The sequence below is a fragment of the Myroides sp. JBRI-B21084 genome (assembly GCF_030545015.1).
Classification (GTDB): domain Bacteria; phylum Bacteroidota; class Bacteroidia; order Flavobacteriales; family Flavobacteriaceae; genus Flavobacterium.
Genome location: NZ_CP120653.1, coordinates 486,562 through 504,386, shown reverse-complemented (window position 1 = coordinate 504,386; position 17,825 = coordinate 486,562). Strand labels below are relative to the sequence as shown.

Annotated in this window: 5 protein-coding genes; 2 read left to right on the top strand and 3 right to left on the bottom strand. The window is 36.2% G+C overall.

Annotated elements, in window-relative coordinates:
* The first annotated feature begins 8 nt into the window (after positions 1-8).
* On the top strand, positions 9-887 hold the full coding sequence (locus tag P3875_RS02490) for an OmpA/MotB family protein (protein WP_303444671.1): 879 nt from the start codon (positions 9-11) through the stop codon (positions 885-887).
* A 46-nt stretch (positions 888-933) separates the two neighbouring features.
* A complete protein-coding gene (locus P3875_RS02485; RefSeq protein WP_303444670.1) occupies positions 934-2,217 on the top strand; it encodes a mechanosensitive ion channel family protein in 1,284 nt (427 codons plus the stop codon).
* 62 nt (positions 2,218-2,279) lie between these two features.
* On the opposite strand, the gene P3875_RS02480 is transcribed toward P3875_RS02485, so the two are convergent.
* The 3 genes from P3875_RS02480 to P3875_RS02470 form a co-directional block, all read right to left on the bottom strand.
* Positions 2,280-7,163, bottom strand: coding sequence for a T9SS type A sorting domain-containing protein (locus tag P3875_RS02480; protein ID WP_303444669.1), 4,884 nt, complete (start codon positions 7,161-7,163; stop codon positions 2,280-2,282).
* Between the two features lie 262 nt (positions 7,164-7,425).
* A complete protein-coding gene (locus P3875_RS02475; RefSeq protein ID WP_303444668.1) occupies positions 7,426-12,510 on the bottom strand; it encodes an Ig-like domain-containing protein in 5,085 nt (1,694 codons plus the stop codon).
* A 174-nt stretch (positions 12,511-12,684) separates the two neighbouring features.
* Positions 12,685-17,769, bottom strand: coding sequence for a T9SS type A sorting domain-containing protein (locus P3875_RS02470; RefSeq protein WP_303444667.1), 5,085 nt, complete (start codon positions 17,767-17,769; stop codon positions 12,685-12,687).
* Between the last annotated feature and the right edge of the window lie 56 nt (positions 17,770-17,825).

Below are 17,825 nucleotides of genomic sequence, written 5' to 3'. Positions count from 1 at the left end.
AAAAAAACATGAAAAAATTACTTTTAGCAGCTTGTTGCTTACCCTTTTTAACAAGTTGTGTTTCTAGAAGATTATATAATGAATTAGACGCTAAATACAAAAATTGTAGCGAAGAATTAGAACGTATTTCAGGAGAATCTGCCGATTTAAAGGCACAAGCTTTTGATTTAGGAACAAAAAATCAATCGTTAAAAGAGCAATTAGAAAACGCAACCACAGAACGCGATCAATTAAAAATTGCTTACGACCAGCTTAAAAAAGAATACAACAGCCTTGAAAAAAACAGCGACCAAGCGATTAAAGCAGAAATTGAACGTTTAAATTTACTTAAAAAGGAGTTAGACGGAAAATCATCTCGTGTTGCTGAATTAGAAGGTAAATTGGCTGCACAAGACCGAAATTTACGAAATTTAAAAGACGCTTTATCAAAAGCATTATTTGAATTTGAAGGTAAAGGATTAACCGTTGAACAAAAAAACGGAAAAGTATATGTTTCTATGGAAAACAAATTATTGTTCCCCTCGGGCAGTTGGTCTGTTAGTAGCGAAGGCAAAAATGCTGTTGAACAATTAGCCGAAGTGTTAGCAAAAAACCCTGAAATTAGCATTTTAATTGAAGGCCATACCGATAACGATAAAGTAGTTGGTAATTTAGGTGGCGGTGTTACAAATAACTGGGATTTATCTACCAAACGTGCTACTGCAATTGTTAATATTATTGAGCAAACACCAGGTATCGACAAGAAAAACCTTACTGCAGCCGGACGCAGTGAGTTTGCACCTATTGCATTAAACAGTACCGATAGCGGCAAAGCAAAAAACCGTAGAATTGAAGTTATTTTAACTCCAAAATTAGACGAAATTTCGAAATTATTAAACGATTTATAAATAGAAATCCTGGTCTAACTAACCAGGATTTTTTTTAAAAAACAATATGGAACATTTACAAAGTACCATTTACGCATTTGGTTATAATCTTTTAAAACAATACGGTTTTAGCACTCAAGCAGCGCATTACTCCAACACCATTTTATTGCTTGTTGTTTTTTTTATGGTAATGTATGGTTTAGATTTTTTATTGCGGAAAATTGTAATGCTAATTGTAATTAAAACCATTCGCAGAAGCAAAACCCGTATCGATGATTTTCTTATACACAACAATGTATTAAAATACCTAACCCATTTACTACCGTTAATTTTGGCAAAACAGGCGCTGCCGTTAATTTTTACAGGGTTTCCAAACATTACACAAATTACTAGTAAAATAGTTGATGTACTACTTATTATTGCAGTTACTTTTCTAATAAAATCGCTTTTTTACACTTTTAAAGACATACTTCACAGCCGAAAACGCTTTACCGACAAACCACTTGAAAGTTATTTTCAGGTAATTGCAATTATTTTATATTTAATTGCCGGAATTTTAATTTTTTCTGAAGTTACGGGTAAAAATCCAACTGGTTTACTAACCGCTTTAGGAGCTGTTTCGGCCATAATAATTCTTGTTTTTAAAGATACTATTTTAGGATTTGTTGCCAGTGTTCAAGTTTCATCTAACGATATGGTTCGTGTTGGCGATTGGATTGAAATGCCTAAATACGGAGCCGATGGCAATGTATTAACCATTAATTTAAGCACAGTAAAAGTGCAAAATTTCGATAAAACTGTAACTACTATTCCAACATACGCTTTAATTAGTGATTCGTTCAAAAATTACCGAACCATGCAAAAATCGGGCGGTAGACGTATAAAACGTGCACTAAATATTAAAATAGGAACCATTAGATTTTTAACTCAAGATGAAATTGAAGATTTAAAACGTATTAAATTATTAAAATCGTACATTATTGAAAGACAGTTAGAAATTAATAATTACAACCAAACCCACGTTGACGACCCAACCATGTTGGTAAACGGCCGCCGAATTACCAATATTGGATTATTTAGAGAGTATATAAAAAGGTATTTATTAAACAACAGTAATATACACAAACAGTTTCATTTAATGGTGCGGCATTTACAACCAAATGAACACGGCTTACCTTTAGAAATTTACGCCTTTACAAACACTGTTGATTGGATTAAATACGAAGGAATTATGGCCGATATTTTTGATCATATTTTAGCTGTTGTTCCTTACTTTCATTTAGAATTACACGAACTACCAAGCGCTACAGACATCTATCATTTAATAGCAACACAAAACAAAAAAGTATAACCAAATATAAAAAAAATAAGGCGAGGATAATCCCTCGCCTTATTTAATTAAACATCTATTATTTATCGTTTTACAACTTTGATAAACTGTGAAGCTTTCGCTGTTTCTACCTTAACTAAGTACGTTCCTGCACTTAATCGTGATAAATCTGTTTTAACTTCGTTTGAATTGTATTCGTTGCTCATTACACGCTGACCTGTTAATGTAAACACTTCTACGCGCTTAATTTCTTCGGTATATGTAATGTTCAATTCGCTGTCAACTGGGTTTGGATAGTATTTTAACTGTGCTAAATCTAGTTCTGCATTGCTTAAGTTAATCATTACTTTTACCGCTGTTGGCGCGCTTCCACAATTATTCGGGCTTACTAATATTCCGTAGTAGGTTACTCCGTCCATTAAAAATGTACTTCCTAGCAATTCGTTTACCATTGCAACGGCATCATTTATTGTTGAATACCATTTTACTCCTGGTTGATTCATTAATAAATCTGAAACTTTTGCTGGGAATGGGAAATACTGTGTTGCTTGTCCTGTTGGACTTGATGGCACTGCGCCTACATTTACTGCTACGTTTGTGCGTGCTGATATACATCCCATACTTTCGCGTGCTATATAGTAACTACCCGATGTTATTACAAATGTATTTGGTAGTGGTGTTGCAGTTGTATTATCTACATACCAAACATACGTATCGTTGGCTGTGTTTAAATCGGCAATGGTTTTACCTTCACATACCGTTAACGATGTCATGGTTGGTTGTGCTGCATTTACCACTTGTACCGATACCGGTACTTTTACCGATTCACAATTTCCTAGCACTTGTTGTACATAATAAGTTCCTGTTACTACTTGCATTGTTGGATTTAATGGAACCATTGAGGTTGACGAGCTATACCAATTTAAGCTTGCCGATGGATCTTTTTGTACCACTAAATCATTCAAGGTTGCTAACGAACAAACTGTTTGTGCAGCTGCTACAGGCGCTGGCACTACTGCAGCTACTGTTACTTGTATTGCTTGACGTGCAGATTCACATGCACCTGTTACTGTACTTACATAGTACGTTCCTGTTCCTAACAATAAGCTTGATGCTAACTGTGTAGTACTTGTTGCGCTGCTGTACCATTTTAACTGTGTATAGTTAAATCCGTTTAATGTTACGTTTTGGATACGTGTATTGCTACAAACACTTAATTGTGTGGTTGTTAATGGCGTTCCTTGGTTTAACGTAATTTGAACTGCTGTTCTTATTGAACTTTCACATACACCTACGGTTTGTGTTGCGTAGTATGTTGTTGCGTTAGTTAATACAGTTGTTGCTGGTAACATTACGCCACCTGTTACTGCACTGTACCATTTTATGTTACTGCCTGATATTACTATATCGGCTAATGTTGCATTTTGTCCTACACAGAAACTTTGATTTGCTGCTGTTGGTGCTAATACATATGCAGGCTCTGCTATGGTAAAACTTTGTGTTACGCTACAGTTGTTTGCATCGGCTATAGTTACAACATATGTGCCTTTGGTTAAGTTACTAACTGATGGTCCACTTTGGCCGTTACTCCAAATATAGCTATATGGTTCAGTTCCGCCTGTTACTGTTACTGTTGCCGTTCCGTTGTTTTGTCCATAACATATAATGTCTGTTGACGATGACGATGAAACTGCTAACACTGTTGGTTGTGTTATGACAACATTTGCTGGTGTTGTTGATGTACATCCATAATAATCGGTAATGGTAACATCATATGTTCCAGCTACTAAATTGCTTAAGGTTGGGTTGGTTGTTGTTACACCATGTGACCATACGTAGGTAAATGGAGCCGTACCACCGTTTACTGCTATAGTTGCTGTTCCGTTTGCTCCACCGTTACATTTTACATCGGTTTTTCCTGAAACACTAACTACTATTGCATCTGGCTGTGTTATGGTAAAACTTTGTGATATAATGTTATTTGTTATATCTTTTACTTCAACTGTGTATGTACCTGCTGCTAAACCTGTTGCTGTTGCTGCAGTACCACCACTTGGTGCCCAAAGATAGGTATAAGGTGCATTACCCCCTATTGCTACAACTGTTGCTGTTCCATCGGTAGCTCCATTACATTTTACATTTGTTTGTGATACAGAATCAATCATTAAAGGTATCGGCTGTTCTATCACAAAACTTGCTGTTGCTGTACAACCGTTTGCATCGGTTACTGTTACGGTATGTGTACCTGCCACTAAATTCGAAACTGCTGCTGTGGTGTCACCTGTAGACCATAAGTATGTATAAGGTGATGTTCCGTCACTAGCTGTTACGGTTGCAGTTCCATCATTTCCACCATACCAAGTTACGTCGGTTTTTGAGGTACTTGTTGCTACTAAAACAGTTGGTTCAGTTATGGTGAATGTTTCATTTTTAACACATAAATTTGCATCGGTTACAGAAACAGAATAAGTACCTGCTGGCAAATTAGTTAAAGCATCGGTAGTTGCACCATTACTCCATAAATAAGTGTATGGTGCAGTTCCGCCTGTAGGTGCAACTGTTGCAGATCCTGTTGCTGTACCGTTACAAGCAGCCGCCGTAGAAGAAGCATTTGCTAAAATTTGTGTAGGCTCTTCAATAACAACTGTTGCTGTTGCTGTAACATTATTAGCGTCTTTCAAAGTAACAGTATAGGTGCCCGCAGCTAAATCAGTTGCTACAGCATTTGTTCCGCCACTTGGAGCCCAGGAATACGTATATGGAGGTGTTCCTAATGCTGGTGTTGCTGTTGCTGTACCTATTGTTCCTCCAAAACATACATTATCTGTTTTAGTAGCAGACACAGTTGGTGGTGGGGTAAGTTCAATTTTAATATCGTCTACAGAAATATACCAAGGTGAACTATTCATATACCCTTTAATTCCAACATAATAAGTCCCTGTAGTTGGTGGTGTAAATTTACCAGTTATTAATTGATAATCACCATTTACAATTCCTGTTACTGGAACAATTGAATTAGTCATTGCAGCAGATGAAGCATTTGTACCATAACTAACTGTAATATCAGAATCAGTTATAGTAGAATCATCTTGTCTTGCATATAATTCTACAGTATAGCCTGTACCACCAACTAAACTAACAGGAATATAAATCCAGTCTTCGTTGCCATATCGTAAATAAGCATTCCAACTACCTGTTCTAGGAGTTCTATTATAATCAGTTGCAGAAGTATTTGCAGTCCAAACTTGAGTACCTGTGATAGATTCTTGTGTTAAACAACCTCCAATTGCAGTTGCATTAGTATATCCAGTTTCAAAACCTTCAAAATAAGGTATTGTATAAGGAGTACAAAGAGTTTTAAAACTTCCACCACTTGCCCATTTACTTGTATCGCCAGCTCCACAATTTGCACGTACCCACCAATAATAAGTTGTATTATCTGTTAATACTGATGTAATGTATGGTGATGTTGCGTTTGTTGCTGATGGCGTAGTAGTACTTGTTGGTGCTACGTTTGTTGTACTCCAATAAATATCATAATTACTTGATGGATTGCTCACAGAGGCAGTCCAATTAAAAGTTCCACCAGCTGATGTAATAGTTGACGCTGATAAAGCTGTAGGAGCAATGCATGTTGGTGTAACGTCAATTGAAATATCATCTAATGAAATGTACCAAGGAGAACCATTCATATAACCTTTAATTCCAACATAAAAAGTTCCAGATGTAGCTGGTGTAAAACTACCTGTTATCAATTGATAACTACCATTTACAATTCCTGTTGCTGGAACAATTGAATTAGTCATTGCTGCTGCTGTTGCCGATGTACCATAACTGATTGCAATGTCAGAATTTGTTATAGTTCCTCCATCTTGTCTAGCATAAAGTTCAATTGTATAACTTGTGTTTCCAGCTAAATTTATTGGTATAAAAATCCAATCATCATTACTGTATCTTAAATAAGCATTCCAACTTCCTGTATTTGGTGTTCTATTATAATTTGTTGCTGATGAGTTTGCTGTCCAAACTTGTGTACCCGTTATTGATTCTTGCGTTAAACATCCACCAATAGTTGCAGCATCGGTATAACCAGTCTCAAATCCTTCAAAATAAGGAACGGTATAAGGCAAACACGATGTTTTAAAACTTCCGCCAGCACTCCACGCACTCATACCTGATGAACCACAATTTGCACGAACCCACCAATAATATGTTGTATTATCTGTTAAACCTGAAACATTATAAGGTGCAGTTTGGTTTATTGCCGATGGTGTTGTAGTACTTGTTGGTGCTACGTTTGTTGTGCTCCAATAAATATCATAATTACTTGATGGATTGCTCACAGAGGCAGTCCAGTTAAAAGTTGCACCTGATGAAGTAATAGTTGACGCTGATAAAGCGCTTGGTGTTGAACATGAAGGTGCTGCGCCTTGAGAAATAGTTACATCATCAAAATAAACATAATTATCTGCTGAAGATGAACCAGATGTTACATTAAACCGTATATAAACATTTCCTGCAGATGGTAATCCTGAAAAAGTAGCTGATTTTACAGCACAAGAACTTGAAACAGTATGGTTTGTATTATCTATTTGATAAACATTAGTCCATGGACCTGAAGTAGATGTAGCCCATTGTAATTTAATAGTTCCTAAATCTGCTAATGTTTGCCCTGTTGTGTTTGAACTCCACTGTGTTACTTTGTAACTAAACGATACAGTTAAATCACCTCCATTTGTTCCTGTTAATGCAGGCGAAACCAAGTACGAAGTGTTTCCGTAATAGTTGTTTGCCCTTGCCGAAGCTGTACCAATGCAAGGTGTTGTAGTGCTCCGAGAAAAAGTACCGGAACCTGTACTAGTCCAAGAATTTAATCCAGTAGCTTCCCAACCTTGTGAGTAGGATATTTGAGCATTCATCTCACACAAACTTAAAATGAGTGCTACTAGAAAAATAATTTTTTTCATAAATTTTAAATTTTAAAAATTAAATACAAAAAATGAACATGTTTAAATAAGAATATTTATTACATTTTTAACTCTTTTATGCTACAATACAACCAAAAAATAACTCATTAATTAAACAATATTCCTTATTTATTTTAAATACCCGATAAATGTATAAAAAAAATTATACCCTTAATATAATTTAACATTTATATCAAGGGTATAAAAAAACAATCAGGTAAACATACATTTACCTGATTATTTAAGAAAATTATTTGTTGATTTATCGTTTTACAACTTTGATAAACTGTGAAGCTTTCGCTGTTTCTACCTTAACTAAGTACGTTCCTGCACTTAATCGTGATAAATCTGTTTTAACTTCGTTTGAATTGTATTCGTTGCTCATTACACGCTGACCTGTTAATGTAAACACTTCTACGCGCTTAATTTCTTCGGTATATGTAATGTTCAATTCGCTGTCAACTGGGTTTGGATAGTATTTTAACTGTGCTAAATCTAGTTCTGCATTGCTTAAGTTAATCATTACTTTTACCGCTGTTGGCGCGCTTCCACAATTATTCGGGCTTACTAATATTCCGTAGTAGGTTACTCCGTCCATTAAAAATGTACTTCCTAGCAATTCGTTTACCATTGCAACGGCATCATTTATTGTTGAATACCATTTTACTCCTGGTTGATTCATTAATAAATCTGATACTTTTGCTGGGAATGGGAAATACTGTGTTGCTTGTCCTGTTGGACTTGATGGCACTGCGCCTACATTTACTGCTACGTTTGTGCGTGCTGATATACATCCCATACTTTCGCGTGCTATATAGTAACTACCCGATGTTATTACAAATGTATTTGGTAGTGGTGTTGCAGTTGTATTATCTACATACCAAACATACGTATCGTTGGCTGTGTTTAAATCGGCAATGGTTTTACCTTCACATACCGTTAACGATGTCATGGTTGGTTGTGCTGCATTTACCACTTGTACCGATACGGGTACTTTTACCGATTCACAGTTTCCTAGCACTTGTTGTACATAATAAATTCCTGTTGACACTTGCATTGTTGGATTTAATGGAACCATTGATGTTGACGAGCTATACCAATTTAAGCTTGCCGATGGATCTTTTTGTACCACTAAATCATTCAAGGTTGCTAACGAACAAACTGTTTGTGCAGCTGCTACAGGCGCTGGCACTACTGCAGCTACTGTTACTTGTATTGCTTGACGTGCAGATTCACATGCACCTGTTACCGTACTTACATAGTACGTTCCTGTTCCTAACAATAAGCTTGATGCTAACTGTGTAGTACTTGTTGCGCTGCTGTACCATTTTAACTGTGTATAGTTAAATCCGTTTAATGTTACGTTTTGGATACGTGTATTGCTACAAACACTTAATTGTGTGGTTGTTAATGGCGTTCCTTGGTTTAACGTAATTTGAACTGCTGTTCTTATTGAACTTTCACATACACCTACGGTTTGTGTTGCGTAGTATGTTGTTGCGTTAGTTAATACAGTTGTTGCTGGTAACATTACGCCACCTGTTACTGCACTGTACCATTTTATGTTACTGCCTGATATTACTATATCGGCTAATGTTGCATTTTGTCCTACACAGAAACTTTGATTTGCTGCTGTTGGTGCTAATACATATGCAGGCTCTGCTATGGTAAAACTTTGTGTTACGCTACAGTTGTTTGCATCGGCTATAGTTACAACATATGTGCCTTTGGTTAAGTTACTAACTGATGGTCCACTTTGGCCGTTACTCCAAATATAGCTATATGGTTCAGTTCCACCTGTTGCTGTTACTGTTGCCGTTCCGTTGTTTTGTCCATAACATGTAATATCTGTTGAAGATGACGATGAAACTGCTAACACTGTTGGTTGTGTTATGACAACATTTGCTGGTGTTGTTGATGTACAGCCATAATAATCGGTAATGGTAACATCATACGTTCCAGCTACTAAATTGCTTAAGGTTGGATTGGTTGTTGTTACACCATGTGACCATACGTAGGTAAATGGAGCCGTACCACCGTTTACTGCTATAGTTGCTGTTCCGTTTGCTCCACCGTTACATTTTACATCGGTTTTTCCTGAAACACTAACTACTATTGCATCTGGCTGTGTTATGGTAAAACTTTGTGATATAATGTTATTTGTTATATCTTTTACTTCAACTGTGTATGTACCTGCTGCTAAACCTGTTGCTGTTGCTGCAGTACCACCACTTGGTGCCCAAAGATAGGTATAAGGTGCATTACCCCCTATTGCTACAACTGTTGCTGTTCCATCGGTAGCTCCATTACATTTTACATTTGTTTGTGATACAGAATCAATCATTAAAGGTATCGGCTGTTCTATCACAAAACTTGCTGTTGCTGTACAACCGTTTGCATCGGTTACTGTTACGGTATGTGTACCTGCCACTAAATTCGAAACTGCTGCTGTGGTGTCACCTGTAGACCATAAGTATGTATAAGGTGATGTTCCGTCACTAGCTGTTACGGTTGCAGTTCCATCATTTCCACCATACCAAGTTACGTCGGTTTTTGAGGTACTTGTTGCTACTAAAACAGTTGGTTCAGTTATGGTGAATGTTTCATTTTTAACACATAAATTTGCATCTGTAATTGATACAGAATAAGTTCCAACAGCTAATCCAGATATTACATCGGTAGTTGCACCATTACTCCAAGAGTAAGAATACGGCGATGTTCCACCTGTAGTTGCTAAAGTAATACTTCCGTTATTCAATCCATTACATGTAATATTAGTTACAGTTGCATTAGAATTTATTGCATCTGGCTCTGTAATGGTTACTGTTGCAGAAACAGAACGATTTACAACATCGGTTACTGTAATTGTATAGGTACCCGAAGCTAATCCAGAGATATTTGGCGTTGTACTACCGTTACTCCACAAATATGTAAGTGGTGCAGCACCATCGGTTACAGTTACACTTGCTGTTCCTACCATACCTCCTGGACAAACATTATTTGTTGAAGTAGCATCTAAAGTAGGCGCTGGTATATCTTCATAAACAACATCGTCTAAATAAACAGTACTAGTTCCACCGCTTCTTTCAAAAGAAAATGCAAAATAATCATTCGTAGTAACCGGAATATTAACAACAAATTCTTGCCATGTTGTTGAAAGCGGAATACTACCCATTAACAATGTTTTGGTAGATGTAGCTGTTGTTCCATCCATTGTATATACCTCAAATTTATGAGTAGTAGCATATGTTGATGACGAAACTTTTGCCCAAAAACGCAAACGCTTACCACCATTCCCTAAATTATTTGTTTCTGGAGATATTAACAATACATCCCCATCATATATAGTACCTGTTGAATTTGTACGATATGTATAAAACCCATTATTACCTGTATTTTTGGCAGTTGTACTTACATAACCGTAACCAGATGTATCCACAGTATCAACGTAAGACCAACACAATGGATACGTATTATTTGTTGAACTTCCAGTAATGGTATTTTCAAATCCCTCTGAAATATAATCTACTATGCCGCATAAGGTATTAAAAGTATGAGGAAATGCAGTCCACGAACTTGTAGTAGTTCCACAAATACTTCTTATATATACTGTATAATATGTACCATTTGTTAAACCTGTTAAATCAACAAAATTTGTTGTTGCACTTGTTGTACCTGTAGCAATTAATCCAGTTGAACCAGAACCAGCAGCTCCACTAGTACGTACTTCGTATTCGTAACCTGTAACACTTGTTGCTAAAGATAAATTCCAATTAACTCTTGCCGTTGTTTGTGTTATTAAACTTGATGATATCCCTCCTGGGTAATTACACGAAGCTAAATCTTCATAATAAATATCATCTAAGTACATATAAGCTGTTCCACCATTTCTTTCAAATGAAAATGCAAAATAATCATCTGTAGTTACTGGTAAAGGCACTATAAATTCTTGCCAAGTGGTTGTTAATGGAATTGCTCCTTGTACTAATGTTCTTGTAGATGTAGGAGAAGTTCCATTCATTGTATAAACTTCAAATTTTTGAGTAGAAATATATGAAGCAGAAGAAACTTTTGCCCAAAAACGCAATTGTTTGGTACCGTTGCCTAAATTTGCAGTTTCAGGCGACACCAACATTAAATTACCCTCATAAGCAGCACCCGCAGTACCCGAGCGGTACATATAATATCCATTATTTCCATTATTTTTTGAGGATGTATTTACGTATCCATATCCATTAGTACTAGAAACCCCATCTATATATGTCCAACAAATTGGAAATGTATTATTAGATGAGTCCCCTGTTGTAGTTGATTCAAAACCTTCGAAAAAATTTGTGAAAATTGGACAAGGAGTTTGAAAATCTATTGATTTAACCCATGCATTATTTATAGCAGCACATGTATATTTTACATATACCGTATATTTAGTAGCACTTATTAAACCTGTAAGTGGTAAACTTGCACCACCTACAGCTATTGTTCCTGTAGGTGTAGTTGTACTTGTAGGCGCAACACCATCTGTAACATAAAAATCCATTGCAGTTGTTGCTGGCAATGATAAATTTAATGTTGCATTTGGTAAACTAAAATTACTTACAGATACTATTCCTTTATACAAACAAGCAGGTGGTGTAAATTTAAAAATTTGATTATTTGCTGGTTTGGATGATATAGTTTTTACTGAAGTAGTACTAGTTACCGACGGAGTAGTCATACTAGTATTTAAATTTAGAAAAGTGTTATTACCTGAACCTGTAGCATCATTAATACCAATGGTTGCGCTACCACTATTTACCGCATCAGCTTCTTGACGATAAACAAATTCAATTTCATTAGTAGTTTCATACAATTTCAATTGAAATGAAATTACTGGCTCTCCTGAATTATAATTCCATTCCCAATTTAACCATTCAACAGTTAAAACTCTGTTTGGCGCAACACCTGTTAGTTCATATGTTGCCTTAGACATGTTTACAGAATTTAATGTTGCTTTTCCATCTAAGTCATCCCAAAGTGGTGCAATAATCGGCCTTTGTGATCCGTTTGCAGCAGACAAATCATTACTTGTTATTGTGTTTCCAACAGGTCCAAAGGAAATAAAACCATTACTACTCATATAGAATTGGTTATATGAACCTGTACCAAAAACAAAGTTAAAACCAATAGGCAATGCTAAATTACTATATCCACCATCAGCCTCGACCTCAGGAACATTAGTTGCATTTACTGAATTGGGTGTATAAGTTCCAATTTGTTGAGTAAAAGTATAGGAGGAAGTTTGTGCACTTAAACCATAACTCATCAAGCAAACGAATAAAACCGCCCAAAAATGTGTAATTTTCTTCATACTAGCTTATTTAAAATTAATTTAATTCTATCTATAAAAATGTGATTTTTACAGAGGATAAATGTATAAAAAAAACTAAACCCTTAATATAATTTAACATTTGCATCAAGGGTATAAAAAAACAATCAGGTAAACATACATTTACCTGATTATTTAAGAAAATTATTTGTTGATTTATCGTTTTACAACTTTGATAAACTGTGAAGCTTTCGCTGTTTCTACCTTAACTAAGTACGTTCCTGCACTTAATCGTGATAAATCTGTTTTAACTTCGTTTGAATTGTATTCGTTGCTCATTACACGCTGACCTGTTAATGTAAACACTTCTACGCGCTTAATTTCTTCGGTATATGTAATGTTCAATTCGCTGTCAACTGGGTTTGGATAGTATTTTAACTGTGCTAAATCTAGTTCTGCATTGCTTAAGTTAATCATTACTTTTACCGCTGTTGGCGCGCTTCCACAATTATTCGGGCTTACTAATATTCCGTAGTAGGTTACTCCGTCCATTAAAAATGTACTTCCTAGCAATTCGTTTACCATTGCAACGGCATCATTTATTGTTGAATACCATTTTACTCCTGGTTGATTCATTAATAAATCTGAAACTTTTGCTGGGAATGGGAAATACTGTGTTGCTTGTCCTGTTGGACTTGATGGCACTGCGCCTACATTTACTGCTACGTTTGTGCGTGCTGATATACATCCCATACTTTCGCGTGCTATATAGTAACTACCCGATGTTATTACAAATGTATTTGGTAGTGGTGTTGCAGTTGTATTATCTACATACCAAACATACGTATCGTTGGCTGTGTTTAAATCGGCAATGGTTTTACCTTCACATACCGTTAACGATGTCATGGTTGGTTGTGCTGCATTTACCACTTGTACCGATACCGGTACTTTTACCGATTCACAATTTCCTAGCACTTGTTGTACATAATAAGTTCCTGTTACTACTTGCATTGTTGGATTTAATGGAACCATTGAGGTTGACGAGCTATACCAATTTAAGCTTGCCGATGGATCTTTTTGTACCACTAAATCATTCAAGGTTGCTAACGAACAAACTGTTTGTGCAGCTGCTACAGGCGCTGGCACTACTGCAGCTACTGTTACTTGTATTGCTTGACGTGCAGATTCACATGCACCTGTTACTGTACTTACATAGTACGTTCCTGTTCCTAACAATAAGCTTGATGCTAACTGTGTAGTACTTGTTGCGCTGCTGTACCATTTTAACTGTGTATAGTTAAATCCGTTTAATGTTACGTTTTGGATACGTGTATTGCTACAAACACTTAATTGTGTGGTTGTTAATGGCGTTCCTTGGTTTAACGTAATTTGAACTGCTGTTCTTATTGAACTTTCACATACACCTACGGTTTGTGTTGCGTAGTATGTTGTTGCGTTAGTTAATACAGTTGTTGCTGGTAACATTACGCCACCTGTTACTGCACTGTACCATTTTATGTTACTGCCTGATATTACTATATCGGCTAATGTTGCATTTTGTCCTACACAGAAACTTTGATTTGCTGCTGTTGGTGCTAATACATATGCAGGCTCTGCTATGGTAAAACTTTGTGTTACGCTACAGTTGTTTGCATCGGCTATAGTTACAACATATGTGCCTTTGGTTAAGTTACTAACTGATGGTCCACTTTGGCCGTTACTCCAAATATAGCTATATGGTTCAGTTCCGCCTGTTACTGTTACTGTTGCCGTTCCGTTGTTTTGTCCATAACATATAATGTCTGTTGACGATGACGATGAAACTGCTAACACTGTTGGTTGTGTTATGACAACATTTGCTGGTGTTGTTGATGTACATCCATAATAATCGGTAATGGTAACATCATATGTTCCAGCTACTAAATTGCTTAAGGTTGGGTTGGTTGTTGTTACACCATGTGACCATACGTAGGTAAATGGAGCCGTACCACCGTTTACTGCTATAGTTGCTGTTCCGTTTGCTCCACCGTTACATTTTACATCGGTTTTTCCTGAAACACTAACTACTATTGCATCTGGCTGTGTTATGGTAAAACTTTGTGATATAATGTTATTTGTTATATCTTTTACTTCAACTGTGTATGTACCTGCTGCTAAACCTGTTGCTGTTGCTGCAGTACCACCACTTGGTGCCCAAAGATAGGTATAAGGTGCATTACCCCCTATTGCTACAACTGTTGCTGTTCCATCGGTAGCTCCATTACATTTTACATTTGTTTGTGATACAGAATCAATCATTAAAGGTATCGGCTGTTCTATCACAAAACTTGCTGTTGCTGTACAACCGTTTGCATCGGTTACTGTTACGGTAGGTGAACCTGCTACTAAACTAATTGCCGTTGCAGTTGTTTCACCATTTGACCATAAGTACGTATAAGGTGATGTACCGCCACTAGCTGTTACAGTTGCAGATCCATCATTTCCACCATACCAAGTTACATCGGTTTTTGATGTACTTGTTGCTACTAAAACAGTTGGTTCAGTTATGGTGAATGTTTCATTTTTAACACATAAATTTGCATCGGTTACAGAAACAGAATAAGTACCTGCTGGCAAATTAGTTAAAGCATCGGTAGTTGCACCATTACTCCAAGAATATGAATACGGCGATGTTCCACCTGTAGTTGCTAAAGTAATACTTCCGTTATTCAATCCATTACATGTAATATTAGTTACAGTTGCATTAGAATTTATTGCATCTGGCTCTGTAATGGTTACTGTTGCAGAAACAGAACGATTTATCGCATCGGTAACTGTAATTGTATAGGTACCCGAAGCTAATCCAGAGATATTTGGCGTTGTACTACCGTTACTCCACAAATATGTAAGTGGTGCAGCACCATCGGTTACAGTTACACTTGCTGTTCCTATCATGCCACCTGGACAAACATTATTTGTTGAAGAAGCATCTAAAGTAGGTGCTGGTATATCTTCATAAACAACATCGTCTAAATAAACAGTACTAGTTCCACCGCTTCTTTCAAAAGAAAATGCAAAATAATCATTAGTAGTAACCGGAATATTAACAACAAATTCTTGCCATGTTGTTGAAAGCGGAATACTACCCATTAACAATGTTTTGGTAGATGTAGCTGTTGTTCCATCCATTGTATATACCTCAAATTTATGAGTAGTAGCATACGTTGATGACGAAACTTTTGCCCAAAAACGCAAACGCTTACCACCATTCCCTAAATTATTTGTTTCTGGCGATATTAATAATATATCTCCATCGTAACTAGTTCCTGTGGTGCTTGTACGATATGTATAAAACCCATTATTACCTGTATTCTTGGCAGTTGTACTTACGTATCCATATCCTGAAGAAGCAACAGTATCAACGTAAGACCAACACAATGGATACGTATTATTTGTTGAACTTCCAGTAGCGGTACTTTCAAAACCTTCTGAAATATAATCTACTATGCCACATAAGGTGTTAAAATTAAACGGTAATTGTGTCCAATCTCCATTTGATGTTCCACAAACACTACGTACATAAACGGTATAGTTCGTACCAACACTTAAACCTGTTAAATCAACAAAGTTTGTTGTTGCACTTGTTGTGCCTGTTAATGCCAAACCTGTTGCACCAGAACCAGCAGCTCCACTAGTACGTACTTCGTATTCGTAACCTGTAACACCAGTTGCTAAAGATAAATTCCACGAAATTTTTGCCGTGGTTTGTGTAATTAAACTTGTTAAAACATTTGTTGGCGCAGCACATGGTGATAAATCTTCATAGTTAATATCATCTAAATACACATAGCTTGTACCACCAACTCTTTCAAAAGAAAAAGCAAAGTAATCATCTGTAGTTGCTGGAACAGGTATAGTAAATTCTTGCCAAGTGGTTGTTAATGGAAAATTCCCTTGCAACAAAGTTCTAGTTGATGTTGCTGAATTTCCATTCATGGTATATAATTCAAATTTTTGTGTAGTGCTGTAAGTTGAAGAAGAAACTTTTGCCCAAAAACGTATCTGTTTGGTACCGTTCCCTAAATTTACTGTTTCGGGCGATACTAACATTAAATTACCCTCATAAGCAGTACCTGAAGTACCCGAGCGATAAGTATAATAACCGTTACTCCCGTTATTTTTTGCACTTGTACTTACATATCCATATCCATTAGTACTAGAAACCCCATCTATATACGACCAGCATGTAGGGTAATTATTATTAGATGAACTACCTGTTGCAGTTGTTTCAAAACCTTCGAAAAAATTAGTTGATACGGCTCCACATAGCGTAGTAAATGAACCTCCCCATTTCCAAACACCACTGCCTGAAGTACAAAGGGATCTAATATATAAATGATAAAGTGTTATAGGCTGCAAACCAGTAGCTGAAGCTGTTAAACCCGTTACTGTATTTGTAGCTACCAAACCTGTTGCTCCACTACCAGGCAAACCTGAAGTTCTAACTTCATATTGATAACCATTTTGAGGAACTACCGCAGGAACACTCCAAGTAAAATTTGCCGACGTTGCTGATATACCATTAATAGTAATTGGATAAGGTGTAGTACATGTCTCCACAGCTTCTGCTGAAACTCCAAAAATATTTACAATCCCAGAGCCAGCAGTTTTTGTAAAGGTTATAGATTGTATTACTTTAGTTTGATTTCCAACTAAAATATCAATTGGAGCTTGAAACAATCGTGGTTGACTTGTTGACGTACCATCTTCAACACTATTATTGCTAACATTTATTCTTCCGAAATTTATATAAGCCTGAGATAAACCTGTAGTTCCATACCAATCTGGAATTGCAATCCCACTAAAAGCTTGAGTAGTATTATCTGTAAAAGTGATTGTTCCTCCTAATGTTGAACCTCCACTACCACTTGTTAATAATATATAAATTTTTGAAGCACTATAAGCTGAAGTAATGTTTGATGTAATTGATGTTGATGTTGTACTAATTCGTATTGAATTATTTTGTGTATAAGGTTGTAGCTTAAAATACAGACCTGCTGTAGAAATGGAATGAATAACGCCATCTAAAGGAAAACCTTTTGATTGTGCGGCCGATGTAGCATTTAATTTCCAATCTAAGCTTTTAAAAGCAAAAGAAACACCATCTACATCATTTGTCGTTGAAGTTGAAGCGGCACCAACACCATTTGCAACAACATCTTCATTAAACCCAGTCATAGGTAAAGGAAATGCTTGCCCAATGGAGAGTAAAGGTACCATTAGAGCTAACAAAAAAAGAATGTAATGCGTAATTTTTTTCATAGATTAAGTTTTTATGAATTTCTATTAATAAACTAGAACCTTAAATATAAACTTTT